The organism is Enterobacter cancerogenus, from assembly GCF_019047785.1.
In the GTDB taxonomy this organism is placed as follows: domain Bacteria; phylum Pseudomonadota; class Gammaproteobacteria; order Enterobacterales; family Enterobacteriaceae; genus Enterobacter; species Enterobacter cancerogenus.
In genome coordinates this window covers 4,166,940-4,192,048 of record NZ_CP077290.1, presented here as the reverse complement: position 1 = coordinate 4,192,048, position 25,109 = coordinate 4,166,940, and the positions used below count along the sequence as shown (strand labels likewise).

The window sequence follows — 25,109 nt, the reverse complement described above, 5'->3', positions numbered from 1 at the left end:
GCTTATTCAGCCTCTTCTTCTTTTTCCGGTCGGGTGGATTCATTTTTGGCGTTGCGGGTCATCCACAGCGCCAGCGCTTTTAACGAATCCGGCGTGAACTCATCACAGCGTGCGGTGATCTCTTCTGGCGTCATCCAGCTGACCTCGCTCACCTCTTCTTCCTGCAGCGCGAACGGCCCGTGGGAAACGCAGCTGAACAGCCCGCCCCAGACGCGGCAATGTTCGTCTTCGAAATAGAACTGACCGTGCTCGGCAAACGGCACGCCAGCGATCCCTAACTCTTCTTCCGCTTCACGGCGCGCAGAATCCAGCAGCACTTCGTCTGCCTGTACCACGCCGCCCGCGGTGGCATCCAGCATACCGGGTAGAAAATCTTTGGTGTCCGTGCGGCGCTGGACCAGAATTTTGCCCATACCATCATGCACCACGATATACGTCGCACGGTGACGCAGGCGCTCCGCACGCATTTGTGCGCGGCTGGCCTGCGCGATCACTTCATTTTCTTCGCTGACAATGTCAACCCATTCTGTACTTGCCAAATGACTCTGCTCCACCATCGGTAAACCTTCTCGTCTAAGCGCTCTTTCGGCGCGTTTGCAGTTGAGGTGTAACTTACGGATTAATCTCTACCTGCGCAATAACTTGCTGATCATTAAGTGCGATTACGCGTAATGAATTCTCATCCAGCATGCCATAGCTTGCAGGGTATCCCCCTTTTGGGATGCTAACCGAACCGGGGTTAAAGTGATAAATCTCGCCACGTTTTTCCGCGACCGGAATATGAGTATGGCCGTAAACCAGGACATCGCCAGCCGCCAGCGCGGGAAGCGCATCCGGGCCAAAAAGGTGTCCGTGGGTTAAAAACAGACGGCATTTTTCCAGCAGCACCTGCTGCCAGGGCGCGGTGAGGGGAAAGTGCAGCAGCATCTGGTCCACTTCGCTGTCGCAGTTGCCGCGCACGGCGATAATGCGCGACGCACAGGCATTTAGCTTTTCAGCGACCTGCGCCGGGGCATAGCCTTCCGGCAGCGCGTTTCGCGGGCCGTGATTCAATATGTCGCCCAGAATGATGAGCCACTGCGCCCCGCTTTGGGCGAACAGAGAAAGAACACGTTCGGTCGCGGGCAGCGATCCATGGATATCCGACGCAAACATGAGTTTCATCAGTCATTCCTCAGGAAAATAAAACTGCCCCTATCATACCTTATGCGTCAGGGCTTATCAGCCCGCGCGCTTAGCGGAGAGTGCCACAAAACGCTGCACTGACGCCCGCTGCCACTGGAACGCCGCATAATCCACCATCAGCTGCGGCACGGCATCGCCGTTAAGGATCAGTCGATTGAGCATCAGGGCAAGATCGGTGTCGGCGATGCACCATTCGCCAAAGAGATTTGGATTACCGTGAGCCAGCAGTGACGATGCCGTATCGATCAGCTTTTGCGCGCTGAGCAGCCCCTCTTCACTGAGCGTGGGCTTTTTCACGCCGGCAAACACCACGTCGGTTGAACGTTCGACGCGAACTGGCACCAGATCGCTGCGCAGCCAGGCCTGGATCTGGCGGGCGCGGGCACGTTTTTGCAGATCGTGTGGATAAATGCGTTCCCACTCCGGTGGTGCAAAGCGATCTTCGAGATACTCATCGATCGCCGAGGATTCGCTCAGCGTGAAGCCGTCGATATCCAGCATCGGTACGCGTCGCGTTTGTGCGTACCCCTGCCATTGCGGTTTAAGATGCTCACCGCCGTCCAGATCGACGGTTTTAAGGGTAAAAGAAAGCCCTTTTTCGGCCAGCGCCACGTAAGCGCTCAGAACATAGGGTGAAAAGAAATTCGCATCGGACCACAATGTGATTACGGGCTGGTTCATAACATCCTCATCGGCTGATCGGTTTTCACTCAACATATAATCTCTTTGCTTCGCTGTCACTTGATGAAAACTCACGATTTTCAACATGCACCTATACTCCTTTTATGGCATTACGGTTTGCAATGACAGGAGTTAAGAATGATAGATCTCTATTATGCGCCCACCCCTAACGGCCATAAGATCACCCTTTTTCTCGAAGAGGCCGAACTCGATTACCGGATCATCCGCGTGGATATCAGCAAGGGCGATCAGTTCCGGCCCGTTTTTCTGGCGATTTCGCCAAACAATAAAATCCCGGCCATAATCGATAACCTGCCCGCTGACGGGGGGCGGCCGCTGAGCCTGTTTGAATCCGGCGAGATTTTGCTTTATCTGGCGGAGAAAACCGGCCTGCTGCTGAGCGGGGAGCTGCGCGAGCGCCACCATACGCTGCAATGGCTTTTCTGGCAGACGAGCGGCCTGGGGCCGATGCTCGGGCAAAATCACCATTTCACCGCCTATGCCCCGCAGCCGATCCCTTACGCTATTGAGCGCTATCAGGTGGAAACGCAGCGGCTCTACGGCGTGCTTAACCGTCGGCTGGAGAAATCGCCGTGGCTCGGGGGCGATCACTACAGCATTGCCGATATCGCCTGCTGGCCGTGGGTGAATACCCATGTGCGCCACCGCATCGATTTAGCCTCTTACCCGGCCGTCAATAACTGGTTCGAGCGCATCCGGACTCGCCCTGCGACCGAGCGCGCGATGCAAAAGATCCAGCAGATTTAAGCCTGTGCCCGGTTGGGTGCAGGTCAGGCTCTCATGTATGATGGGGAGGCATGACTGACACGGAGAAGACCTGCAATGTCGCAGCAAGACGCTATTATTCATATAAAAAATTTACGCTTACGCACGTTCATCGGTATTAAAGAGGAAGAAATCGTCAACCGTCAGGATATCGTGGTCAACGTGACCATCCATTACCCGGCGGACAAGGCGCGCGCCAGTGAAGATATTAATGATGCGCTGAACTATCGCACCATTACCAAAGAGATCATCCAGTACGTTGAAAACAACCGTTTCTTCCTGCTGGAAAAATTAACTCAGGATGTGCTCGATATCGCACGCGAACATCACTGGGTCACTTATGCTGAAGTCGAGATCGATAAACTTCACGCTCTGCGCTACGCCGACTCCGTCTCGATGACGCTAGGCTGGCGGCGCGACGCGTAAACCTGGAGGTTATATGAAGATTCTGCTGACCGGCGGTACCGGCCTGATTGGTCGTCATCTCATCCCGCGCCTGCAGGCGTTGCATCACGAAATTACCGTGGTGACGCGCAGCCCGGAGAAAGCGCGTCAGGTGCTCGGTAGCGGCATTGAGGTCTGGAAAGGGCTGGCGGATAAGCAGAATCTGGACGGCTTTGACGCCGTCATTAACCTCGCAGGTGAGCCTATCGCCGACAAGCGCTGGACGCAGGAGCAGAAACAGCGGTTGTGCCACAGCCGGTGGAACATCACCGAAAAGCTGGTCGAGCTTTTCCGCAATAGCGACACGCCGCCGTCGGTGCTGATTTCCGGCTCGGCGGCAGGTTATTATGGCGATCTCGGCGAAGTGGTGGTCACCGAAGAGGAGCCGCCACACAACGAATTTACCCACAAACTTTGCGCGCGCTGGGAGCAGATCGCCTGCGGCGCGCAGAGCGACAAAACCCGCGTCTGTCTGCTGCGCACTGGCGTCGTCCTGGCCCCGAAAGGCGGCATTCTGGGCAAAATGGTCCCTCCCTTTAAGCTCGGTCTCGGTGGCCCCATCGGCAACGGCCGTCAGTATCTCGCCTGGATCCATATCGACGATATGGTCAACGGCATTATCTGGCTGCTGGATAACGACCTGCGCGGGCCGTTTAACATGGTCTCGCCATACCCGGTTCGTAACGAGCAGTTTGCGCACGCGCTGGGACATGCCCTGCATCGTCCGGCGGTGCTGCGCGCCCCTGCCACCGCAATTCGGCTGTTGATGGGCGAATCATCGGTACTGGTGCTGGGTGGTCAGCGCGCGCTGCCAAAACGGCTTGAAGCGTCCGGGTTTACGTTCCGCTGGCATGACCTGGAAGAGGCACTGGGGGATGTGGTGCGGTGAATATGTTACATTTATACGCCTGTTCAGCTGACCGGGCGTAATAATGGCAACCATCACAACCTCCCGACTTTCACTCACTCCTTTCGAACCCTATGACTGGGCATTCTTCCGCAGCCTGCGTGAAGACCGCTCCGTTATGCGCTATATGGCCGCTATCGCACCGGAAAAAGAGACACGACGCGTCTTTGCCGCGCGTCTGACGGCGGGGCATGTGTTTGTCATTCGTCTGCATGACGACGACACCCCGCTCGGCGACATTGGCCTGCAAATTAGCCCTGAAAACCGTGAAGAAGCGGACATCGGCTATACCGTCGTCCCCGCCGCACAGGGGAAAGGCATTGCCAGCGAAGCGCTGCGCGCGGTGTGTGATTATGCGTTTAACCAGACGGGCGTGAAGGCGATTAACGCCTGGGTGCTGGCAGATAACACCGGGTCGGTACGGGTGCTGGAGAAAGCCGGGTTTGTGCGCACGCAGGTGCTTGAGAAGGCATACGAGATTGACGGCGTGCGGTATGACGACTGGGGATATCGGCTGGAGCGCGGTGCGGTTTGAGTATCGTGGGCCCGATTTATCAGGCCCGGTAAGCGAAGCGCCACCGGGCGACTGACTGCGCTGCGGCCTGATGCCCTCACCCCGGCCCTCTCCCCACAGGGAGAGGGAGAAAGGCAAAAATTACTTCAACGATCCTTTCAAAAATTGCTGCAAGCGAGGGCTTTGTGGGTTCGCTAATACCTCGTCCGGGTGTCCCTGCTCCTCAATTTTCCCCTGATGCAGGAAAATGACGTGGTTCGAGACGTTACGGGCAAAGCCCATCTCATGCGTCACCACCACCATCGTTTTACCCTCTTCGGCCAGCTTCTGCATGATGCGCAGCACTTCGCCAACGAGTTCAGGGTCAAGCGCCGAGGTGGGTTCGTCGAACAGCAGCACCTCTGGCTCCATTGCCAGCGCGCGGGCGATAGAGACACGCTGCTGCTGACCGCCGGAGAGATGCACCGGGTATTTGATCTGCTGGCGTTCATCAATACCCACTTTCGCCAGATATTTCACCGCCCGCTCGCGCGCTTCCTGCTTGCTCAACCCCAGCACCTGAATCGGTGCCTCCATCACATTCTCCAGCACCGTCATGTGGCTCCAGAGATTGAAATGCTGAAATACCATGGTCAGGCGTGTGCGTAGCAGCCGCAGCTGGTTTTTATCCGCCACCTTCAGCTGGCCGTCTTTGTCACGGACAAGATTAATGTTCTGTCCGCTCACCACAATCTGGCCTTCACTCGGTTTTTCGAGGAAGTTAATGCAGCGCAGGAAAGTACTTTTACCGGAACCGGATGAGCCGATAATACTGATCACGTCGCCTGCATCAGCCTGCAGCGATACCCCTTTCAGCACTTCGTGTTCGCCGTAGCGTTTGTGCAAATCAATTACGTTTAATTTGTTCTCAGCCATCATCATTCTCAGTGCGTCGAAGAAGGTTTTATATGCTGCAGCCAGCGTTTTTCCGCCTTGCGGAACAGGCTAATCAGGACGTATGAAATAATTAAATAGAGCACCGCTGCAATCCCGAAGGCGGTAAAGGGCTGATAGGTCGCGGAGTTAATATCACGGGCAATCTTCAGCAGGTCCGGGACCGTTGCGGTGAAGGCCAGCGCGGTTGAGTGCAGCATCAAAATCACTTCGTTGCTGTAGGCAGGCAGCGCAATGCGCAGCGCCGACGGCAGAATGATGCAGCGGTAAAGCTTAACCGACGAAAAGCCGTACGCGCGCGCCGCCTCAATTTCACCGTAGGGTACGGAGCGAATGGCGCCAGCGAAGATCTCGGTGGTGTAAGCGCAGGTATTCAGCGTTAACGCCAGCACCGTACAGTTCAAACCGCTGCGAAAGAAGGCGTTAAGCATCTCGGTGCCTTTCACTATCTCCAGCGTATACATGCCTGAATAGAACACCAGCAGCTGCACATACAGCGGCGTACCGCGGAACACGTAGGTGAACAGCCAGATCGGGAAGCGGATGTATTTATTGTTCGACACGCGGCCAATGGCGAGAAAAATGGCCAGAATGCCGCCCATCACCACCGAGGAGATCAGCAGCCACAGCGTAATCGCCACGCCGGTAAAACGGTAGCCATCTGTCCACAGCAGCGCTTTCCAGTATTCCTGAATAATCTCAATCACAGGTCAGCCCTCTTCACACCCACGGAGTAGCGACGTTCAAGCAGAAGCAGCACGCCGTTGGAGGCGGTCGTAAAGACCAGATAGATCACACCGCAGACGACGGCAAAATAGAAGGGTTCCCAGGTGCTCTTGCCCGCCAGCTGGGTCGCTTTCACGACATCTTCCAGGCCGAGCAGGGAAACCAGCGCCGTGGCTTTGAGGATAACCTGCCAGTTGTTACCGATACCCGGAAGCGCATAGCGCATCATGGCCGGGAACATGATCCGGCGAAACGTCTGTGAGGAGGTGAAACCGAATGCGGTCGCCGCTTCGATATGGCCCTTCGGCACCGCCATGTACGCGCCACGGAAGGTTTCGGTGAAGTACGCCCCGTAGATAAAACCGAGAGTAATGATACCGGCCACCATCGGGTCAATATCAATCTGGTCCATGCCGATGGCGTCCGTTACGCCGTTCAGCGCAATCTGCAGACCGTAAAAAATCAGCAGCATCAGGACCAGATCAGGCACGCCGCGAATCAGCGTGGTATAGCCTTCAAAAATCAGCGCGAGCGGTTTATTTGCCGACAGCTTTGCTCCCGCCCCCGCCAGTCCTATCAGCACGGCGAGTACCACGGAGCTAAGAGCCAGCTCCAGGGTGACAAGCGCGCCCTGTAAAATAACGCCAGAAAATCCGTACAGCATACCGCCTGCCCTGTCGTGTCGTGAGTGGTGAAACCGTGTCTTTTCCCCTCCCACACGGGGAGGGGCCGCACGTTATTTGACGGAGCGATTAGCCGCCGTAAACATTAAAATCGAAGTATTTTTTGGCCAGTTTGTCGTACGTGCCGTCAGCACGCATTTCCGCGAACGCTTTGTTCAGCGCTTCACGCAGTTCGTTGTCTTCTTTGCGCAGGCCCATACCGGTGCCGACGCCAAAGAGTTTTTCGTCCTTAATGGACGGGCCGCCGAACTTATAGTCTTTACCCACCGGCTGCTTCAGGAAGCCTTCGCTCGCCGCGACTTCATCCTGGAACGCCGCGTCGATACGGCCTGCCGTCAGGTCAGCGTAGATGTTTTCCTGGCCCTGATAGGAGACAATCTCAATCCCTTTCGGTGCCCAGTGCTCATTGCCGTAGGTTTCCTGCGTCGTGCCCTGCAGAACGCCGACGCGCTTGCCTTTCAGGGAGTCAAGGGTTGGCTGGATATCAGAGGATTTCGCCACCACCAGTCGGGAATCTGCCGCATACAGCTTGTCCGTAAAGGCAATCTCCTGCTGGCGTTTTTCGGTGATGGAGAGAGAAGACATGATAACGTCGATTTTTTTCGCTTTCAGCGATGGGATCAGCGCATCCAGCGGGTTCTCAACGTAGGTACATTGCGCTTTGATGCGTTTGCACAGCTCATTAGCCAGATCGATGTCAAAACCGACCAGTTCACCCTTCGCATTCTTCGATTCGAAGGGAGCATAGGTTGGATCGGTACCGATACGAATTTTTTGCGGGATCGCTGCGAATGCCGCGGTAGCGCTGGAAAAGGCCAGCACCAGAGAAAGGGACAACACCAGTTTTTTCATATCTATCCTCAACAGACTGTCTTCATACGGGATTTTTACGACGACGGGGTGCCGTTAATGTGCCATTAATCCCCTCTGTCAGGCAAAGATTAATGCCTTTCGGGCGGTATTTTTTGCATTATTAGTGCTTAACTATGCACGAACCGAACCAATATGGTGCACGCACTGCACCATATTGGCTCATTCGCGCCCCGAAGCGCACCGTTTCGGGGCATCACCGTCCGTCTTAATCACCGTATACGTTGAAGTCGAAATACTTCTTCGCCAGCTTGTCGTAGGTGCCGTCTTTGCGCAGTTCGGTAAACGCTTTATCAAAGGCGGCTTTCAGCTCGGTGTCGTCCTTACGCAGGCCGATACCGGTTCCGTCACCAAAGTATTTTTTATCTTTAACCGAGGGGCCAGCAAAGGCGTACTCTTTGCCCGCAGGCTGTTTCAGGAAGCCTTCGCTTGCAGCGACTTCATCCTGGAACGCAGCGTCCAGACGCCCGGCAGTCAGATCCGAGTAAATCAGATCCTGGTTCTGATAAGGCACCACGTCCACGCCCTTCTCGCGCCAGTTGGCATTGGCATACCCTTCCTGCGTCGAGCCCTGAAGCACACCCACGTGCTTGCCTTTCAGCGAGTCGATCGTCGGCTGGATCGGCGAGCCTTTGGCTGCAATCAGACGAGAATCCGCCGCATAGAGCTTCTCGGAGAAAGCAATCTCCTGCTGACGTTTCTCGGTAATGGAGAGTGAAGAGATAATGGCGTCGATTTTCTTGGCTTTCAGCGACGGGATCAATGCGTCGAAGTCGCTGCCCACCCATGTGCATTTCACCTGCATGCGTTTGCACATCTCATTTCCCAGGTCGATATCAAAACCGACAAATTCACCTTTCGCATCCTTCGAAGAGAATGGCGCGTAGGTGGCGTCCGTACCGATACGTACCGTCTGTGGAAGCGCTGCGTAGCTGCTCACAGCAGCGCTTAATCCCACCAGCAAAGACAGAGCCAGAACCGTCTTCTTCATACATTTACCCTCAAGTACCGTGATTTTATTATGGTTGTGTTGTGTGTTGTCGTGCAGGGCTTCTCTTGCAGGTCTTATGCCATTTTGACGTCGGGTCAATTTTTCGACGTTAAATATGTTAATAAAACGTTGCGATATTGCCTTAATGGTGAAAGATAGCAGGTCTGCCGAACGAACCGCAGAGAGAAAAAGGGAAAAAACGAATTAAATGTCGAGGATATGATCGCGGTTGCAGTTTTGCCCTGAAACAGGGCAACTTGTCTTCTCATGCACTCAGGCAGTGCAGCGACTCACGCGCCCTGCCAGCGGGTAAAGAGATCTTCAGGCAGGTCAATGTCAAACTGATCCAGCACGCGGTTGACCGTCTGGTTAATCACATCGTCAAGGTTTTTAGGTCGATGATAGAACGCCGGGACCGGAGGCATGATCACCGCACCCAGTTCCGCAGCCGCGGTCATTAACCGCAGGTGGCCCAGGTGCAGAGGCGTTTCACGCACGCACAGCACCAGCGGACGGCGCTCTTTCAGCACAACGTCGGCAGCGCGGGTGACGAGCGTGTCGGTATAACTGTTCACAATGCCCGAGAGGGTTTTGATGGAACACGGCAGGATCACCATGCCCGCCGTTTTAAACGAGCCAGAGGAGATGCTGGCGGCAATATCGCGGGCATCATGCACGACATCAGCCAGCGACTGTACGTCACGCAGGGAGAGATCGGTTTCAAGCGACAGGGTCTGACGCGCCGCCTGGCTCATCACCAGATGCGTTTCTACTTCAGGTACGTCACGCAGCACCTGCAACAGGCGCACGCCGTAAATGGCACCGCTGGCACCGCTAAGCCCGATAATGAGTCGTTTCATGATTTTTGCCCTTGCTGAATTCAGGGCAGACTGTGCAGGATTTTACGGGGAGTTGCAAGTGAGGGCCCCCGCCCTCACCTGCTCAGGCGTTAGCCTTCGTTGTGCATCTCTAAGCTTTCGAGATCGTTTTGCAACTGGACGGCTTTCGCGTCGTCGTTACGCAGCGAATCAAGGTAGTCGAGATATTGCTGATCAACGTCTTTGGTTACGTAGATACCGTTAAACACCGAGCATTCGAACTGCTGAATATCCGGGTTCTCGGCACGTACCGCGTCGATCAGATCGTTGAGATCCTGGAAAATCAGGCCGTCGGCTCCGATGATCTGACGGATTTCATCCACTTCGCGGCCATGGGCGATCAGCTCGTTGGCGGTTGGCATATCAATGCCGTACACGTTCGGGAAGCGAATTTCCGGGGCCGCAGAGGCCAGATACACTTTCTTCGCCCCGGCTTCACGCGCCATCTCGATAATCTGCTCAGACGTCGTGCCCCGCACGATGGAGTCATCCACCAGCAGGACGTTCTTGTCACGGAACTCGGCGCGGTTGGCATTCAGCTTGCGGCGCACGGATTTACGGCGCAGCTGCTGGCCCGGCATGATGAAGGTGCGGCCAACGTAGCGGTTTTTCACAAAACCCTGACGGTACGGCTTGTCCAGAATACGGGCAATTTCCAGCGCGATATCGCAGGAGGTTTCCGGGATGGGGATAACCACGTCGATATCCAGATCGTCCCACTCGCGGGCAATCTTTTCACCCAGTTTGGTTCCCATGTTCACGCGGGCGCTGTACACGGAAATCTTGTCGATGAACGAGTCCGGACGCGCGAAGTAGACGTATTCGAACAGGCACGGGTTGCTGACCGGGTTGTCGGCACACTGGCGGGTAAACAGCTGCCCCTTCTCGGTGATGTACACCGCTTCGCCCGGCGCAACGTCGCGCAGGAATTCAAAGCCCAGGGTATCAAGCGCCACGCTTTCGGAGGCGACCATGTATTCGGTACGACCATCGCCGAGATCGCGTTTGCCGAGCACCAGCGGGCGAATGCCGTTTGGATCGCGGAAGGCCACCATACCGTGACCGATAATCATCGCCACGCAGGCGTACGCGCCGCGGATCAGGCGGTTGGTCGCGGCCACGGCGGCAAAGATGTTATCGGCTTCCAGCGGATAGTGACGGAAGTTATCCAGCTCGCTGGCAAAGATATTGAGCAGGATTTCAGAATCAGAAGTGGTGTTAATGTGGCGACGTTTTTCTTCGAACAGCTTTTTACGCAGCTCGTGGGCATTGGTCAGGTTGCCATTGTGGGCAAGCGTGATGCCGTACGGTGAGTTGACGTAAAAAGGCTGAGCCTCAGAGGCGCTGGAGCTGCCAGCAGTAGGATAACGAACGTGACCAATCCCCATATTACCTTGCAGGCGCTGCATATGGCGGGCTTCAAACACATCGTTTACCAGGCCGTTTGCCTTACGTAAACGGAAGCAGTTGTGTGCATCAATGGTGATGATACCCGCAGCATCCTGACCACGGTGCTGAAGCACCGATAATGCGTCATAAATAGACTGGTTAACCGGCATGAAACCGGCGATACCGACAATACCGCACATTCGTCTTTTCCTCGTTAAGCCACATCTCAGAGCCAGTCAGGCTCTGGGCAAGAAACTCGACGAGCTTTGCAGATAGTCAAAGAACCATCTGATGATGAAGCTGAACTCCGGAATGAGCTGCGATTTTTGCCAGTCTTCGCTTTTTGAGAACCCGGTAAAGGTATCCAGGAAGAACAGTATCGCGGCCACAATCAGCACGCCTCGTAACGCCCCAAAACAGATCCCGAGTACCCTGTCCGTTCCTGACAGACCGGTTTTCTCGACCAGTTGACCTATCACGTAATTGACGATAGCGCCGACAATCAGCGTCGCGATAAACAGCACCGCGATGGCGATTCCGTTTCGGACCAGTTCATCTTCAAAGCCCGTGAACCAGACAGACAGGTAAGTGTAGTAATGACTGGCAACAAAGAAAGCACAACCCCATGTCACCAGCGATAACGCTTCACGAACAAAGCCACGGATCAGGCTAACCAGACAGGAAAAACCAATCACCGCAATGATGGCGTAATCAATCCAGACCATATATGTCCCACGATTTAACGCCCTGTCATCCAGTTCGGGGCGAATTCTAACAGAAAAAGAAAACGTTTGCGTAGGGATTTCCTTTCCCCGCGTAAATAAAAAAGGCGCTGAAAAAAAGCTCAACGCCACGGTCCTTTTGACGTCGCTGTGGACGTCTGTTGCCCCTCCCCCCGGCTCTCTCCCTCAAGGAAGAGGGAGCAAACCCTCCCCTCGCCCCTCTGGAGAGAGGGTCAGGGTGAGGGGAAAGATCTTATCAGTTCGCGCTGTAGTTCATCACCACACCGCTCAGACCGGAAATCTGCTTCAGCTCGCCGAGCGACCCTTTGAGCTTATCTTTCGACGCATCCGGTCCGACGAGGATACGGGTAATTTTACCCTGTACCGGCGTGGAAGGTGAAGTGTAAACACGATATCCCGCGCCGCGCAGCTTACTCACTACCTCATTAACCTTATCGGCATTTTTCAGCGCGCCGAGCTGCACAACGTACGCTTTACCCACAGGGGCTGGCTCTTGCTGGGCAGGTTTTGCCGGCGGCGGTGTTTCTGACGCAGCGGCAAGCCGATCGTCGGTCTGGTCACGCTGCGGTTTAGGCTGCGGTTTCTCTACCGGTTTCGGTTTTACTACCGGTTTCGGCTGTTCAACCGGCACAGGATCGATATCGGTATTGCTGTTTGCCGCCAGGCGAGACGGGTCCAGCGACGGGGCTGCCGCATCGCCCGCACGCACCTCTTCGGCAGCGCCTTCCGGCGGCTGAGCAGGCAGCGCCTGCGTCGCCGCAGGCAGCATATCCGGCTCATCGCGATCGCCTGGTTTTGGCACCAGCGGAATCGCCGCAAACTCATCCTGATAATGCTTTTTCTGCCCGTCAAGCAGCCCCGGGAGGATAATCACCCCGAGCGCGACCAACACAATGGTTCCTGTCAGACGGTTCTGAAACTTACTCGCCACCGGTTCTCCCCGCGTCCATCACTTCCATGACATGTGCCACCGTGTGGAACGAGCCACACACCAGCACGGTATCTTCTGGTTTCGCATCCGCCATCGCGGCATGCCAGGCCTCCACTACGCTTGCGTAGGCTTTGCCTTCGCCGAGATGCGCCATCAGCTGTTCAGCGGTGGCGCCTCGCGGCCCTTCCAGAGGAGCACAATACCAGCTATCGACCACACTCTCCATGCAGGCCAGCGTGCCGCCAATATCTTTATCATGAAGCATACCGATAACCGCCCGGACCTGCCCGGTTTTTGGTAACGATTTGAGACGTCCTGCGAGATAGGCCGCCGCGTGCGGATTATGCGCCACGTCCAGAATCAGACGTGGCGATTCGCTGACGATCTGGAAACGCCCGGGCAGGATGGCATTTTTGATGCCGTCGCGGATCGCCTGCTCGCTCACTGCCAGCCCGCTTGCGCGCAGTGCCGCCAGCGCGGTAGCCGCGTTAGGCTGTGGCACCTGCGGCAGCGGCAGGTTATCCAGCGCGCCCTGTGCATCGCGGTAGCACCAGCCGTTATCCTCAACACTGTACTGCCAGTCCATGTCGCGGCGAAGCAACGTGGCCCCCTTCTCTTTCGCCACATCGGCAATGGTGTGCGGCATATCCGGTTCACCGACAACGGCAGGCTTACCGGCGCGGAAAATGCCCGCTTTCTCGCGCCCAATGCTTTCGCGATCCGGCCCCAGCCAGTCAACATGGTCCAGCGCGATGCTGGTCACCACGGAAACGTCGGCATCCACCATGTTGGTGGCATCAAGCCGCCCGCCAAGGCCCACTTCCAGAATCACCACGTCCAGCTGCGCCTGTTTAAACAGCCACAGCGCCGAAAGGGTACCGTATTCGAAATAGGTTAATGAGGTCTCACCGCGGGCGGCTTCGATTTCAGCAAACGACGCCGTATGGGCCGATTCCGGCAGCTCGGTGTTTTGCACCCGCACGCGCTCGGTATAGCGCACAAGATGCGGGGAGCTGTAAACGCCGACCTTATAACCGGCGGCCATCAGCACGGATTCCAGCGTGCGGCAGGTGGTGCCTTTACCGTTCGTTCCGGCAACGGTAAACACAAAAGGTGCGGGTTTCAGCACATTGAGACGCGCGGCAACCTGGCTTACGCGCTCAAGTCCCATATCGATGGTTTTACCGTGCAGATTTTCCAGATAAGAAAGCCACGCGACCAGGGGCGACGTGGCTTGGGGAATGCGTTTATTTTCCATGATGCCCGGTTGTCATTAACAGTTTAGAAAGCAAAAGGGCAGCGCCAACCGGCCCTGCCCTTTTCAGTTATCAGGCCTCGGGTACCTGATCCGGTACAACCACACCTTCACGCGGTTCATCCGGGTTAGGCGTTGGCAGATTCATCAGCTTCGCCAGGATGCTGGCCAGTTTCAGGCGCATTTCCGGGCGGCGGACGATCATGTCGATAGCGCCTTTTTCGATGAGGAACTCACTGCGCTGGAAGCCCGGCGGCAGCTTTTCACGTACGGTCTGTTCGATAACGCGAGGACCGGCAAACCCGATCAGCGCTTTCGGCTCGGCGATGTTCAAATCACCCAGCATCGCGAAGCTGGCTGAGACGCCACCCATGGTTGGGTCGGTCAGCACGGAGATATACGGCAGACCGCGCTCCTGCATTTTCGCCAGCGCCGCAGAGGTCTTCGCCATCTGCATCAGGGACATCAGCGCTTCCTGCATACGCGCGCCACCGGAGGCGGAGAAGCAGATCAGCGGACAGTTGTCTTCCAGCGCCTGCTCAACGGCACGTACGAAACGCGCACCGACCACAGAGCCCATTGAGCCACCCATAAAGGCGAACTCAAACGCGGCGGCGACAACCGGCATCTCGTGCAGGGTGCCTTTCATGACGATCAGCGCGTCTTTCTCGCCGGTCTCTTTTTGTGCAGAGGCCAGACGATCTTTGTATTTTTTGGAATCGCGGAACTTCAGCACATCTTTTGGCTCAAGTTCGCTGCCCAGTTCAACTAAGGAACCTTCGTCCAGCAGGCTATGCAGGCGGTTACGCGCCGACATACGCATGTGGTGGTCACACTTCGGACACACCTCGAGATTGCGTTCCAGCTCTGCGCGATACAGAACCTGGCCGCAGCTATCACACTTCGTCCATACCCCTTCAGGAATGCTCGCTTTGCGCGTTGGGGTAATGTTGCTTTTAATTCGTTCAATCCAGCTCATTGATAACCTTTCTGCCTGAACCTGGTCGTATGCCAGTTTTGCTGTAAGAGGCGAATAATGCCATTTTTGCCTCCAACAGACCATGAATGTTGCACATTAAAACATAACAGCCCGAAACTTTGGATAAAAAAGTGGTCGAACCGCCAGAGTGCTGTTACTTCGCTTGTTTTGCCGCCGCGCGCTTATGGCGAATAATTTCGATAATGCCAGGCAGGACGGAAAGCACAATAATCGCTACAATCAGTAACTTAAGGTTTTCCTGAACCACCGGCAGATCGCCAAACAGATAGCCCGCGTAGGTAAACAGCAGGACCCACAGCAGCGCCCCCGCCACGTTGTACATCGCAAAGTGACGATAGGACATATGCCCCATTCCCGCCACAAAGGGTGCAAATGTACGTACAATAGGCACAAAACGCGCAAGGATAATGGTTTTACCGCCATGACGTTCATAGAACGCATGGGTTTTATCCAGATAGCTGCGGCGGAAGATTTTCGAATCCGGATTGCTGAACAATCGTTCACCGAACACCCGCCCAATGGTGTAGTTGACCGCATCGCCGACAATGGCGGCAATAATCATCAGTATCACCATCAGATGCACATTCAGATCGTTGGTGGGCAGCGCAGAGAGCGCACCGGCCACGAACAGCAGCGAATCTCCCGGCAAAAACGGGGTAACCACCAGCCCGGTTTCGCAAAAGAGGATTAAAAACAGAATGGCATACACCCAAATGCCGTACTGAGCAACCAGTTCAGCCAGGTGAACATCAATATGCAGAATGAAATCAATCAGAAAACGTATTACGTCCATATTGTCTAAGCCTTAATAGCACCGTTGATTAGTCCGCTAAAAACAGCGGACCCATTGGCGGTTTTGGAAGATCGAACCGGTCCGGATAATCCACCGAAACCAGATACAGCCCTTCCGCTTTCGCCGTTGCTGCCGCAAGCGTTCTGTCCTTCGCTGCCAGCAGCTCAGCAATCCAGCTCTCCGGCTGGTGTCCGGCACCCACTTCCATCAGGCTGCCCACAATATTCCGCACCATATGATGTACAAAGGCATTCGCTTTGATATCCACCACCACATACGCGCCATAACGACTGACGTTTATGTGCATCACGTTACGCCACGGCGTGCGGGACTGGCACTGCACCGCACGGAACGACGTAAAGTCATTTTCGCCAATCAGACACTGCGCCGCGCGCTGCATACGTTCTGCATCGAGCGGTTCATAGAAATGCGTCACGCCCTGGCTGAGCACCGCCGGACGCAGACGCTGATTGTAGATGACATAGCGGTAACGACGCGCCGTGGCGCTGAAACGTGCATGAAAATCATCGGGCACATTTTTGACCCAACGCACCGCGATGTCTCCAGGCAGATTCGCATTCACGCCCAGGGTCCAGGCGGCATCTTTACGCACGGCGGTGGTTTCAAAATGAACCACCTGCCCCGTGCCGTGGACACCGGCGTCCGTCCGCCCTGCGCAAAGTACGTTAATCGGTTCGTTCGCCACCTGAGAAAGCGCTTTTTCCAGCTTTTCCTGCACGCTGCGCACTTCGTTCTGACGCTGCCAGCCATAGTATTTACTGCCATCGTACTCAATGCCGAGGGCAATTCTATGGACCGGCTTGTGTTCCACTTCTGACATCAGTACAGATACTCCTGCACCAGTTTCTCAGCGATTTTGACCGCCATCAGCGCACCGCCAAAACGGACGTTATCCGCCACCGACCAGAACTGAACCTGCTCCGGCATGCCGTAATCATTGCGCACGCAGCCGACTGAAAGATGCGCGCTTCCGGTTGCATCACCCACCTGCGTCGGGAATTCGCTCTCTTCAGAAAGGACGATGTCTTCACCGCGGCCAAACGCATCGCGCGCCTCTTCAGCCGCCAGCGGACGCAGCGCCTCAAAGCCCACCATCTGCGCATGGCCATAGAATACCGGTGACTGGATACAACTGGCTGAGATCATCAGGCCGTCATCCTGGAGGATTTTGCGCACTTCATCGACGATACGACGCTCATCACGCACGCTTCCTTCACGATCCGGCAACAGTGGCAGCATGTTGAACGCCAGCTGGCGGCCAAAATAGTCGTCTTCGTCAATCGGAACACCGTTAAGCAGTTTCGCGCTCTGCCCGGCCAGCGCATCGACCGCTTTCTTGCCGTTAGCAGAGGCTGACAGCAGGCTGGTCACGTTGATACGCGACAGACCACCGTCGTCAATCAACGGCTTGAGCGCGGTCAGCAGTTGGCTGGTGAGGCTGTTCGGTACCGCAATAACGTTGCGGTTACGGTAGTCAGCCAGGACAAACGGGTTCACGCCCGGCACCACCAGTGGGACGTCTGGCTCCAGTGAGAACAGACCGCTCAGATCAATCACCAGGCAGCCCGCGTTAGTGGCGTCTTCAATGTAGGATGCGGTGGCTTCGGCACCTGCGGCGAAAAATGCCAGCTGAGCCTGCGTCCAGTCGAACTCAGCGGCGTCCTGGACCCTCACGGATTTACCGTTATAACGCAGATGTTCGCCCGCGCTGTCAGTACGCGCCAGCGCGTAAATATCGCCCACCGGGAACTGACGCTCAGCAAGGGTTTCGAGCAGGGCTTCGCCCACGGCGCCAGTGGCACCCAAAATGGCAATGTTCCAGCCTTCAGACATGGTGGTTTACTCCAGAAATAAAAAAGCGTCCCTGTCAGAGTATCCGACAGGGAGCATGAAGAAGACATTAACGCGCCGGGTGATGAACCGCGTTAAAACCCAGTGCGTGCAGCAGCGTCGCCGCTGAAGCATCATCGCAAATCACATACAGGGAAGACCATTCGCGACGCTCAACATAATTTTTGCGCAGCGCGTCAAATTCACCTGGTATCCCTGCCACCTTACGCAGCAGCGCGTCATCGCGGCGCACATCATACACCAAATGCACCAGCCTTTTCAGCGTTGGCTCATCAAGCGGGCCGTGGAGGGTAATACGCCCAAACTCGGGCGCGGGCAGCAAAGTATCCAGCGCAACCTGCTGCGGATGGCCGATAAAGGCGCTGTAGGCCTCAAAGACCTGAGTGGTACCCCGCGCTTTACCTTCAAGGGTATAGCCCGCGATATGCGCGGTGGCAACGTCTGATTTATTCAGCAGACTGACGTTCAGGTCTGGCTCTGGCTCCCAGACATCCAGCACCACGCTCAGATCCTGCCCCTCTTCCAGGCATTTCAGCAGCGCGGCGTTATCAACCACCGGACCACGGCAGGCGTTAATCAGAATAGTGCCAGGCTTGAGACGGCGGATCAGCGCCTCGTCCGCCAGGTGCAGAGAGGTATACGGCCCCGTTTTAAAGAGCGGCGTGTGGAAGGTGATGACGTCGCAGGCCTCAACCAGCTCGTCCAGCGTGCGGAAATCCCCTTCATCGCCATTATCCTTACGCGGCGGGTCACACAGCAGAGTGCGAATGCCTAAGGCTTCGAGGCGTTTTTGCAGGCGACCCCCGACGTTGCCCACGCCGACAATGCCGACGGTACGGTCTTTCAACGCGAAGCCGTCGCGCTCTGCCAGCATCAGCAGTGAGGAGAAGACGTATTCCACCACGGCGATGGCGTTACAGCCGGGCGCGGCGGAAAAGCCAATGCCCGCCTGGTTGAGCCATGCGTCATCCACATGATCGGTGCCGGCCGTTGCCGTCCCGACAAATTTAATCGCTTTGCCGGCAAGCAACGCCTCATTTACTTTGGTTACCGAGCGCACCATCAGGGCGTCGGCATCCTCCAGCTCGTTTACCGGGATCGGGCGACCAGGAACAGCCTTAACATCGCCCAGGCGGCTGAACAGCTCACGGGCGTAAGGCATATTTTCATCAACGAGGATTTTCACGTCTGAGTACCTGTTTGAGAGGAAGAAAACCTGCCAAGTGTGCCATAATCTCGCCGCCGGGCATATATGTCTGCCCGGTTTAGGCAGAGTTTTGACTTTAAGGATTTTGACGATGCAGCCCATTTCAGGTTCGCCGCCTCGCCCTCCGGGTGAAGGCCCCGCAATGCCCAACGTCGCAGGCGAACAGCCGCTCTCAACGCAACAGCGCACCGTGCTGGAGCGTTTGATTACGCGTCTGATCGCGCTGACCTCACAGCAGAACGCTGAAGTGTGGGCAGGGGTTAAGCATGATTTAGGCGTCAGGAACGATGCGCCGCTGCAATCGCGCCATTTTCCGGCTGCCGAGCAGAACCTGAATCAGCGTATTACGGTTGCGCAGCAGAATCACGCCACCCGCCAGACGGTCTCGCAGTTAACCGAGCTGCTGGGCCAGGGCAATAACCGCCAGGCGGTGAGTGATTTTATTCGTCAACAGTTCGGTCAAACCGCGCTGAGTCAGCTCACGCCAGACCAGTTGAAAACGGTTCTTACGCTGCTGCAGAACAATCAGCTTTCCATTCCGCAACCGCAACAGCGCCCAGCCACCGAGCGCCCGTTGCAGCCAGCGGAACATAACACCCTGAAGCAGATGGTGGCCCGGCTTGCCGCTGCCACCGGTGAACCCACGAAGCTTATCTGGCAATCGATGCTGGAGTTATCGGGTGTCAAAACCGGCGAGCTGATCCCGGCTAAGCAGTTTACCAACCTGGTGACCTGGCTGCAGGCGCGCCAGACGCTCAGTACCCAGGCGACCCCGACGCTGCACACGCTGCAGGCGGCACTGAAACAGCCGCTTGAGCCGCGCGAGTTTGAAGCGCTTCGCGATTACGCCCAGCAAACCTGGCAGGCCACGCCGCAGACGGTGCTGACGACCGCGCAGGTTCAGGATTTACTTAATCAGGTATTCACGCGCCGCGCCGAGCGCGAAAGCGGCGTACCGGAAGCGCGCAATATCCAGCCCATTTTCAGCCCGCTGTTTGCCCCGGTGGTGGACACGTTTAAACATCTCTCTGCCCGCCCCGGGCTGATGTTTGTCGCGTTGATGATTGCGCTGGCGCTTTTCTGGCTCGTCGCGTAACCCGCCGGGTGGCGGCTTCGCCTTACCGGGCCTGCGATGGCAGACATTGCAGGCCCGGTAAGTGCAGCGCCACCGGGCAAAACTTACTCCCGGCGAAATGCCAGGAGCGTCACCACAATCCCGACAACTGCCGAAATTGCCCCCGCCAGGAACACCGACGGATAGCCAAACGACGTGGCTAACAGCCCCGCCAGCGGCCCGGTCACGCCATAGGAGATATCCTGAAACGCCGCGTAGCCGCCGAGCGCCGTGCCGCGTACCTGCGGCGCAACGCGTTTCACGACTTCAACGCCCAGCGCCGGGAAGATCAGCGAACAGCCGCAACCGGTTAACGCGGCACCCAGTAACGCAACGGACGCGGTGGGTGCCTGCCAGAGCAGCACAAGACCGACAGTCTCGATCACCAGCGACGCCACGGCGACCTTCACGCCGCCGAAGCGATCCGGCATCCAGCCAAACAACACACGCATCAGGACAAACGCGCCGCCAAATGCGGTGAGGGTAAAGCCCGCCATCGCCCAGCCGCGGCTCATAAAGTACAGTGAAACAAACGTGCCGATCACGGCGAACCCTACGCCCTGCAGCGCCAGCCCAAGGCCCGGCTGCCAGATTTGCCCCACCACGCTCCACAGGGAGGGACGTTCACCTTTATGCGCCGGCACTTTGCGCACAGAACCGTTAAACGCCCAGGCTAACAGCGGCAGCGCCATAGTAGTGGCCGCCAGCGCGGCAAAACCAAACTGACTGTGGATCAGCAGGCCCAACGGTGCGCCTGCGGCAAGTGCGCCGTAAATGGCCATGCCATTCCAGGACATCACTTTACCCGAACGCGCAGGGCCAACCAGCCCCATCCCCCAGGTCAGGGTGCCGGTCAGCAGCTGGCTTTCGCCAAAGCCCAGAATCAAACGCCCGACGACCAGCAGCGCAAATTTGTACATCGGTTCCACCGGCAGAAGCGCCGCCAGTAGCCAGGCACCGCCCGCCAGGGCGCAGGCAAACATCCCCTGCAGCGCCGAGCGCTTTGCGCCATGCTGGTCGGCCAGGCGTCCGGCGTAGCCACGGGTGAGAACGGTCGCTAAAAACTGAATACCCACGGCGATGCCGACCATGGTGTTGCCATAGCCCAGCTCCTGGTGAACAAACAGCGGGATCACCGGCAGCGGCAGGCCAACGGTCATGTAGGTCAGGAATACCGCAAATGCGATACGAAACAGCGAGACGTTCGCTGAAGAGGATGTTTCTGTTTGGGTTGCTGCAGTCATGCTTTACTCCAGAATGAAGAGTAAGGCGGGGAAATGCCACGCCCCCTCTACCTGATTATCAGGATTAAGGTGCGTTGGTTGACGTTAAACGCTTACGCATTATCGTGAGGATAATGTTGAGATGTGGATTTTGCCTGCCAGTTCAACTGCTTGTCAATGCATAAAAAAGGAGCCTGTAGGCTCCTTTTTACCGCTGCGTCAAACTCAGTCTTTCAGCTTACGCATTACCAGCGTGGCGTTAGTACCGCCGAAGCCGAAGCTGTTGGACATAACGGTTGTCAGCGTCGCATCGGTTGGCTTAGTCACGATGTTCAGGCCTTCAGCCTGTTCGTCCAGCGCTTCAACGTTAATGCTTGGCGCAATAAAGCCGTGCTCCAGCATCAGCAAGGAGTAGATGGCTTCCTGCACGCCTGCAGCACCCAGAGAGTGACCGGTCATGGCTTTGGTCGCAGAGATCGCCGGGCTCTTATCAGCGAACACTTCACGGATTGCACCGAGCTCTTTCACGTCACCAACCGGGGTGGAAGTACCGTGGGAGTTCAGGTAGTCAATTGGCGTATCAACGCCGTGCATCGCCATCTTCATGCAGCGCACCGCGCCTTCACCGGATGGTGCAACCATGTCTGCGCCGTCGGACGTTGCGCCGTAGCCAACGATTTCAGCATAGATGTGGGCACCACGTGCCAGAGCGTGTTCCAGCTCCTCAACCACAACCATACCGCCGCCGCCAGCGATAACGAAACCGTCACGGTGCGCGTCGTAGGTACGAGACGCTTTTTCCGGGGTTTCGTTATATTTGGTGGACAGTGCGCCCATCGCGTCGAACTCGCAGGCCATTTCCCAGCCCAGCTCTTCGCCGCCGCCTGCAAACACGATGTCCTGTTTACCCAGCTGGATCTGCTCAACCGCGTTACCGATACAGTGTGCGGAGGTCGCACAGGCGGAGCTGATGGAGTAGTTCACGCCGTGGATTTTGAACGGCGTTGCGAGGCAGGCGGAAACCGCTGAGCCCATCGCTTTGGTCACAACGTAAGGACCCACCGCTTTCAGCCCACGTGGGCTACGCATGGCATCGGCACCGAACACCTGAGCTTTAGACGAACCGCCGGAGCCGGCGATCAGGCCAACACGCGGGTTGTTCTGGTAAACGTCTTCGCTCAGACCAGCATCAGCAATCGCTTCCTGCATGGACAGATAGGCGTAGATAGAGGCATCGTTCATGAAACGAACCACTTTACGGTCAATCAAACCGGTGGTGTCCAGTTTGACGTTACCCCATACGTGGCTACGCATTCCCGAATCTTTAAACTCTTCAGAGAAAGTGATCCCGGAGCGTCCTTCACGCAGAGATGCCAGGACTTCCTGCTGGTTATTACCGATGCTGGAAACGATGCCCAGGCCAGTAATCACTGCACGTTTCATTCAATACCTCTGTCAGTCGCACTATAATAAGTTTCGAGTCGCACAATAGCGTACACTTGTACGCCGAACAAGTCCGATCAGCCAATTTCTGCGGAAATTTGCACCAATGGACACACATCGTTAAGATCGTGCCACTGCCTGTCAGACGAGTAACTTACGTGAAACAAAACGCTATACAACCCGCCAACCTCGAATTTAACGCTGAGGGTACACCTGTTTCCCGAGATTTTGGTGACGTCTATTTTTCTAATGATAACGGACTTGAAGAAACCCGTTATGTTTTCCTCGAAGGAAATCATCTCAGCAGCCGTTTTCCGCGTCACCCGCGTAATCTTTTTGTGGTGGCAGAGAGCGGGTTTGGTACCGGGCTCAACTTCCTGACGCTCTGGCAGGCCTTTGATCGTTTCCGCGCCGCCCACCCAGAGGCTACGCTCCAAAGATTACATTTCATCAGTTTCGAAAAATTTCCGCTTACGGCAGGCGATCTTGCCCTGGCGCATCAGCACTGGCCGGAACTCGCGCCGTGGGCAGAACAGCTTCAGGCCCAGTGGCCACCGGCAATTGGCGGATGCCACCGTCTGCTGCTGGACGGTGGGCGCGTTACCCTCGACTTATGGCTGGGGGATATCAATACGCTCACCGATAGCCTTGATGACTCGATGAATCAGCAGGTAGACGCCTGGTTCCTGGACGGTTTTGCTCCTGCCAAAAACCCGGATATGTGGACGCCGCATCTGTTTTCCGCCATGGCGCGGCTGGCCCGCCCCGGGGCAACGCTTGCCACCTTCACCTCTGCCGGTTTTGTCCGCCGTGGTTTGCAGGAAGCGGGTTTTACCATGCGCAAAACCAAAGGGTTTGGTCGCAAGCGCGACATGCTGGTCGGCGAGATGGAACACACACTGACGTTTCCCGCACAGACGCCGTGGTTTGCCCGCAGCCCCAGCGCATCGCGCGAAGCCGCCATCATCGGCGGCGGCATTGCCAGCGCCCTGCTTTCGCTCGCGTTGCTCCATCGCGGCTGGCAGGTGACGCTCTACTGCGCTGACAGCGCGCCCGCGGCAGGGGCATCCGGCAACCGTCAGGGCGCGCTCTATCCCCTGCTGAGTTCGCACGATCCGGCGCTGTTCCGATTTTTCCCGGCGGCGTTCACCTTTGCCCGTCGCCTGTATGACCTGCTTCCCGTGGCGTTCGACCACGACTGGTGCGGCGTCACGCAGCTCGGCTGGGATGAAAAGAGCCAGCAAAAAATCACGCAAATGCTGTCGCTGGGCCTGCCGGATGCGATCGCCCACGCGATAGACGCGCAGCGCATTGCCGACGAAGCAGGCGTTGAGACAGGCTGTGACGGTATCCACTACCCGTCCGGGGGCTGGCTGTGCCCTGCCGAACTGACCGCAGCGGCGCTGTCCCTCGCGCAGTCACGCGGCCTGACGGTGCATTACGGCCATAAGGTTGAGTCGCTCAGCCGGAATACGCACTGGGAAGTGCGTTTTGACGATGGCAAGCAGGCGCAGCATGCCAGCGTAGTGCTGGCTAACGGCCATCACATCAGCCAGTTTGTGCAGACGGAAACGCTGCCGGTCTATCCGGTCGGGGGACAGGTGAGCCACATCCCCGCGACGGCGGAACTGGCTAAACTGCGTCACGTGCTCTGTTACGACGGCTATCTGACCCCACAAAACCCGTCTAACGGGCAGCACTGTATCGGGGCCAGCTATCATCGCGGTCAAACCGACATGCACTACAGCGAAGAGGATCAGCAGCAAAATCGTCAGCGGCTGATCGACTGCTTCCCACAGGCAACGTGGGCAAAAGAGGTTGACGTCAGCGCGGGTGATGCACGCTGCGGCGTACGCTGCGCGACGCGCGATCACCTGCCGATGGCCGGGAACGTGCCGGACTATGACGCAACGCTTGAGATTTATCAGGAACTTGCGGACAACCGCGATTCGGCGGCACGCGCGCCGGTGTATCCGGAACTCTTCATGCTGGGCGGGCTGGGGTCGCGGGGATTATGTTCTGCCCCGCTGCTGGCTGAAGTGCTGGCTGCGCAAATGAGCGATGAGCCACTGCCGCTGGACAGAACAACGCTGGCAGGGCTGAACCCGAACCGGTTATGGGTGCGCAAACTGCTGAAGGGGAAAATGGTCAAATCGTAGGCCCGGTAAGCGCAGCGCCACCGGGCATCAGGCAGAAAAGCCGTTTTCACGCCGGGCGGCGCATATGCTTGCCCGGCCTGCCTATCCGAACGCTAACTTATGATGTCAGGCTGGCTTTCTGAAACAAATTGTCCCACATGCCTAAAACCAGAGACTGATCGCGTGGGGAGAGTTCCCCGGCCTGAATCGCTTTCTCCAGGCTGCGGGTGACTTCATCATGCACCGCCTCGGCGGAGTGATCGTCCCCAGCTTCCAGTTCGGCAACGGCCAGCGTCAGGTGACCACGCAGATAACCGCTGGCGAACAGCTCATCATCGCTGGCGTGTTCCACCATGTCATCAATTAACGCCAGAATGCGTGATTCAAATTCTGCGATCATCTT

27 protein-coding genes are annotated in these 25,109 nt (G+C 56.8%); 6 read left to right on the top strand and 21 right to left on the bottom strand.

All coding sequences use genetic code 11. The features are described 5' to 3' along the window. Positions 1-2: 2 nt before the first annotated feature. Genes yfcD through yfcF form a run of 3 tightly spaced genes read right to left on the bottom strand, consistent with a single transcriptional unit; the run spans position 3 to position 1,866 of the window. Complete coding sequence (gene yfcD, locus I6L58_RS19815; RefSeq protein ID WP_006176534.1) at positions 3-557, bottom strand: NUDIX hydrolase YfcD; 555 nt, start codon at positions 555-557, stop codon at positions 3-5. Between the two features lie 55 nt (positions 558-612). Then, the gene (gene yfcE / locus I6L58_RS19810; protein WP_140418800.1) at positions 613-1,164 is read right to left on the bottom strand and encodes a phosphodiesterase; all 552 of its coding nucleotides are present in this window, start codon (positions 1,162-1,164) and stop codon (positions 613-615) included. A 57-nt stretch (positions 1,165-1,221) separates the two neighbouring features. Next, entirely contained in the window at positions 1,222-1,866 is a 645-nt protein-coding gene (gene yfcF, locus I6L58_RS19805) for a glutathione transferase (RefSeq protein ID WP_088208000.1), read from the bottom strand. A 138-nt stretch (positions 1,867-2,004) separates the two neighbouring features. Between yfcF and yfcG the strand changes: the two genes are divergently transcribed. The 4 genes from yfcG to I6L58_RS19785 all read left to right on the top strand — a co-directional run bounded on the left by yfcG (position 2,005) and on the right by I6L58_RS19785 (position 4,538). Further along, positions 2,005-2,634 carry a GSH-dependent disulfide bond oxidoreductase gene (gene yfcG, locus I6L58_RS19800; RefSeq protein WP_088207999.1) on the top strand — a complete coding sequence of 210 codons (630 nt, stop codon included), beginning with the start codon at positions 2,005-2,007 and terminating at the stop codon, positions 2,632-2,634. Positions 2,635-2,709: 75 nt separating this feature from the next. Beyond that, positions 2,710-3,078, top strand: coding sequence for a dihydroneopterin triphosphate 2'-epimerase (gene folX, locus I6L58_RS19795; protein ID WP_088207998.1), 369 nt, complete (start codon positions 2,710-2,712; stop codon positions 3,076-3,078). 13 nt (positions 3,079-3,091) lie between these two features. Further along, positions 3,092-3,985 carry a TIGR01777 family oxidoreductase gene (locus I6L58_RS19790; protein WP_058609882.1) on the top strand — a complete coding sequence of 298 codons (894 nt, stop codon included), beginning with the start codon at positions 3,092-3,094 and terminating at the stop codon, positions 3,983-3,985. 43 nt (positions 3,986-4,028) lie between these two features. Continuing rightward, entirely contained in the window at positions 4,029-4,538 is a 510-nt protein-coding gene (locus I6L58_RS19785; RefSeq protein WP_088207997.1) for a GNAT family N-acetyltransferase, read from the top strand. A gap of 120 nt (positions 4,539-4,658) precedes the next feature. Here the strand turns inward: I6L58_RS19785 and hisP are convergent, their stop codons facing one another. The 15 genes from hisP to pdxB form a co-directional block, all read right to left on the bottom strand. After that, the gene (gene hisP / locus I6L58_RS19780) at positions 4,659-5,432 is read right to left on the bottom strand and encodes a histidine ABC transporter ATP-binding protein HisP (RefSeq protein ID WP_042320620.1); all 774 of its coding nucleotides are present in this window, start codon (positions 5,430-5,432) and stop codon (positions 4,659-4,661) included. Between the two features lie 8 nt (positions 5,433-5,440). Next, positions 5,441-6,157 (bottom strand): ABC transporter permease, encoded by a 717-nt coding sequence (locus I6L58_RS19775; protein ID WP_006176542.1) that lies wholly within the window; start codon positions 6,155-6,157, stop codon positions 5,441-5,443. Next, positions 6,154-6,840 (bottom strand): histidine ABC transporter permease HisQ, encoded by a 687-nt coding sequence (locus I6L58_RS19770; protein WP_006176543.1) that lies wholly within the window; start codon positions 6,838-6,840, stop codon positions 6,154-6,156. Before I6L58_RS19770 ends, I6L58_RS19775 begins: the two co-directional genes overlap by 4 nt. Positions 6,841-6,928: 88 nt before the next feature. After that, positions 6,929-7,711 carry a histidine ABC transporter substrate-binding protein HisJ gene (gene hisJ, locus I6L58_RS19765; RefSeq protein WP_006176544.1) on the bottom strand — a complete coding sequence of 261 codons (783 nt, stop codon included), beginning with the start codon at positions 7,709-7,711 and terminating at the stop codon, positions 6,929-6,931. A gap of 226 nt (positions 7,712-7,937) precedes the next feature. After that, positions 7,938-8,720 carry a lysine/arginine/ornithine ABC transporter substrate-binding protein ArgT gene (argT, locus tag I6L58_RS19760; RefSeq protein ID WP_088207996.1) on the bottom strand — a complete coding sequence of 261 codons (783 nt, stop codon included), beginning with the start codon at positions 8,718-8,720 and terminating at the stop codon, positions 7,938-7,940. A gap of 290 nt (positions 8,721-9,010) precedes the next feature. Beyond that, entirely contained in the window at positions 9,011-9,580 is a 570-nt protein-coding gene (locus I6L58_RS19755; protein ID WP_058609885.1) for a UbiX family flavin prenyltransferase, read from the bottom strand. Positions 9,581-9,669: 89 nt separating this feature from the next. Continuing rightward, a complete protein-coding gene (gene purF, locus I6L58_RS19750; RefSeq protein WP_006176547.1) occupies positions 9,670-11,187 on the bottom strand; it encodes an amidophosphoribosyltransferase in 1,518 nt (505 codons plus the stop codon). A 36-nt stretch (positions 11,188-11,223) separates the two neighbouring features. Beyond that, a complete protein-coding gene (gene cvpA, locus I6L58_RS19745; protein WP_000262116.1) occupies positions 11,224-11,712 on the bottom strand; it encodes a colicin V production protein in 489 nt (162 codons plus the stop codon). Positions 11,713-11,965: 253 nt separating this feature from the next. Next, positions 11,966-12,661 (bottom strand): cell division protein DedD, encoded by a 696-nt coding sequence (dedD, locus tag I6L58_RS19740; RefSeq protein ID WP_058609886.1) that lies wholly within the window; start codon positions 12,659-12,661, stop codon positions 11,966-11,968. Next, positions 12,651-13,919, bottom strand: coding sequence for a bifunctional tetrahydrofolate synthase/dihydrofolate synthase (gene folC / locus I6L58_RS19735; protein WP_088207995.1), 1,269 nt, complete (start codon positions 13,917-13,919; stop codon positions 12,651-12,653). Before folC ends, dedD begins: the two co-directional genes overlap by 11 nt. Positions 13,920-13,989: 70 nt before the next feature. Beyond that, the gene (gene accD / locus I6L58_RS19730) at positions 13,990-14,895 is read right to left on the bottom strand and encodes an acetyl-CoA carboxylase, carboxyltransferase subunit beta (RefSeq protein WP_006176550.1); all 906 of its coding nucleotides are present in this window, start codon (positions 14,893-14,895) and stop codon (positions 13,990-13,992) included. Positions 14,896-15,049: 154 nt separating this feature from the next. Further along, positions 15,050-15,709, bottom strand: a complete 660-nt coding sequence (locus I6L58_RS19725) for a DedA family protein (RefSeq protein ID WP_058609888.1) — start codon at positions 15,707-15,709, stop codon at positions 15,050-15,052. Between the two features lie 28 nt (positions 15,710-15,737). Further along, positions 15,738-16,550, bottom strand: a complete 813-nt coding sequence (gene truA / locus I6L58_RS19720) for a tRNA pseudouridine(38-40) synthase TruA (protein ID WP_088207994.1) — start codon at positions 16,548-16,550, stop codon at positions 15,738-15,740. Then, positions 16,550-17,563 carry an aspartate-semialdehyde dehydrogenase gene (locus tag I6L58_RS19715; RefSeq protein ID WP_088207993.1) on the bottom strand — a complete coding sequence of 338 codons (1,014 nt, stop codon included), beginning with the start codon at positions 17,561-17,563 and terminating at the stop codon, positions 16,550-16,552. The genes truA and I6L58_RS19715 overlap by 1 nt, the downstream gene beginning before the upstream one ends. 67 nt (positions 17,564-17,630) lie before the next feature. After that, on the bottom strand, positions 17,631-18,767 hold the full coding sequence (gene pdxB / locus I6L58_RS19710; protein ID WP_088207992.1) for a 4-phosphoerythronate dehydrogenase PdxB: 1,137 nt from the start codon (positions 18,765-18,767) through the stop codon (positions 17,631-17,633). Between the two features lie 112 nt (positions 18,768-18,879). On the opposite strand from pdxB, the gene flk reads away from it, so the two are divergent. Further along, on the top strand, positions 18,880-19,884 hold the full coding sequence (gene flk / locus I6L58_RS19705) for a flagella biosynthesis regulator Flk (protein ID WP_058609892.1): 1,005 nt from the start codon (positions 18,880-18,882) through the stop codon (positions 19,882-19,884). 83 nt (positions 19,885-19,967) lie between these two features. Here flk and I6L58_RS19700 read toward each other — a convergent pair whose 3' ends face one another. Next, positions 19,968-21,146 carry an MFS transporter gene (locus tag I6L58_RS19700; RefSeq protein WP_088207991.1) on the bottom strand — a complete coding sequence of 393 codons (1,179 nt, stop codon included), beginning with the start codon at positions 21,144-21,146 and terminating at the stop codon, positions 19,968-19,970. A 204-nt stretch (positions 21,147-21,350) separates the two neighbouring features. Then, the gene (gene fabB / locus I6L58_RS19695) at positions 21,351-22,568 is read right to left on the bottom strand and encodes a beta-ketoacyl-ACP synthase I (protein WP_006176557.1); all 1,218 of its coding nucleotides are present in this window, start codon (positions 22,566-22,568) and stop codon (positions 21,351-21,353) included. Between the two features lie 158 nt (positions 22,569-22,726). Between fabB and mnmC the strand changes: the two genes are divergently transcribed. Further along, positions 22,727-24,727, top strand: coding sequence for a bifunctional tRNA (5-methylaminomethyl-2-thiouridine)(34)-methyltransferase MnmD/FAD-dependent 5-carboxymethylaminomethyl-2-thiouridine(34) oxidoreductase MnmC (gene mnmC, locus I6L58_RS19690; RefSeq protein WP_088207990.1), 2,001 nt, complete (start codon positions 22,727-22,729; stop codon positions 24,725-24,727). Positions 24,728-24,824: 97 nt separating this feature from the next. On the opposite strand, the gene I6L58_RS19685 is transcribed toward mnmC, so the two are convergent. Next, positions 24,825-25,106 carry a YfcL family protein gene (locus I6L58_RS19685; protein WP_006176560.1) on the bottom strand — a complete coding sequence of 94 codons (282 nt, stop codon included), beginning with the start codon at positions 25,104-25,106 and terminating at the stop codon, positions 24,825-24,827. Positions 25,107-25,109 lie beyond the last annotated feature (3 nt).

Bases quoted from the DNA above. Each gene is read 5' to 3' on its own strand.
- yfcG (WP_088207999.1), top strand. From the start codon at position 2,005: ATGATAGATCTCTATTATGCGCCCACCCCTAACGGCCATAAGATCACC.
- I6L58_RS19715 (WP_088207993.1), bottom strand. From the start codon at position 17,563: ATGTCTGAAGGCTGGAACATTGCCATTTTGGGTGCCACTGGCGCCGTG.
- I6L58_RS19770 (WP_006176543.1), bottom strand. From the start codon at position 6,840: ATGCTGTACGGATTTTCTGGCGTTATTTTACAGGGCGCGCTTGTCACC.
- truA (WP_088207994.1), bottom strand. From the start codon at position 16,550: ATGTCAGAAGTGGAACACAAGCCGGTCCATAGAATTGCCCTCGGCATT.
- hisP (WP_042320620.1), bottom strand. From the start codon at position 5,432: ATGGCTGAGAACAAATTAAACGTAATTGATTTGCACAAACGCTACGGC.
- yfcD (WP_006176534.1), bottom strand. From the start codon at position 557: ATGGTGGAGCAGAGTCATTTGGCAAGTACAGAATGGGTTGACATTGTC.
- I6L58_RS19790 (WP_058609882.1), top strand. From the start codon at position 3,092: ATGAAGATTCTGCTGACCGGCGGTACCGGCCTGATTGGTCGTCATCTC.
- flk (WP_058609892.1), top strand. From the start codon at position 18,880: ATGCAGCCCATTTCAGGTTCGCCGCCTCGCCCTCCGGGTGAAGGCCCC.
- I6L58_RS19755 (WP_058609885.1), bottom strand. From the start codon at position 9,580: ATGAAACGACTCATTATCGGGCTTAGCGGTGCCAGCGGTGCCATTTAC.
- folX (WP_088207998.1), top strand. From the start codon at position 2,710: ATGTCGCAGCAAGACGCTATTATTCATATAAAAAATTTACGCTTACGC.
- cvpA (WP_000262116.1), bottom strand. From the start codon at position 11,712: ATGGTCTGGATTGATTACGCCATCATTGCGGTGATTGGTTTTTCCTGT.
- accD (WP_006176550.1), bottom strand. From the start codon at position 14,895: ATGAGCTGGATTGAACGAATTAAAAGCAACATTACCCCAACGCGCAAA.
- yfcE (WP_140418800.1), bottom strand. From the start codon at position 1,164: ATGAAACTCATGTTTGCGTCGGATATCCATGGATCGCTGCCCGCGACC.
- I6L58_RS19785 (WP_088207997.1), top strand. From the start codon at position 4,029: ATGGCAACCATCACAACCTCCCGACTTTCACTCACTCCTTTCGAACCC.
- argT (WP_088207996.1), bottom strand. From the start codon at position 8,720: ATGAAGAAGACGGTTCTGGCTCTGTCTTTGCTGGTGGGATTAAGCGCT.
- folC (WP_088207995.1), bottom strand. From the start codon at position 13,919: ATGGAAAATAAACGCATTCCCCAAGCCACGTCGCCCCTGGTCGCGTGG.
- hisJ (WP_006176544.1), bottom strand. From the start codon at position 7,711: ATGAAAAAACTGGTGTTGTCCCTTTCTCTGGTGCTGGCCTTTTCCAGC.
- I6L58_RS19685 (WP_006176560.1), bottom strand. From the start codon at position 25,106: ATGATCGCAGAATTTGAATCACGCATTCTGGCGTTAATTGATGACATG.
- purF (WP_006176547.1), bottom strand. From the start codon at position 11,187: ATGTGCGGTATTGTCGGTATCGCCGGTTTCATGCCGGTTAACCAGTCT.
- fabB (WP_006176557.1), bottom strand. From the start codon at position 22,568: ATGAAACGTGCAGTGATTACTGGCCTGGGCATCGTTTCCAGCATCGGT.
- yfcF (WP_088208000.1), bottom strand. From the start codon at position 1,866: ATGAACCAGCCCGTAATCACATTGTGGTCCGATGCGAATTTCTTTTCA.
- I6L58_RS19700 (WP_088207991.1), bottom strand. From the start codon at position 21,146: ATGACTGCAGCAACCCAAACAGAAACATCCTCTTCAGCGAACGTCTCG.
- I6L58_RS19725 (WP_058609888.1), bottom strand. From the start codon at position 15,709: ATGGACGTAATACGTTTTCTGATTGATTTCATTCTGCATATTGATGTT.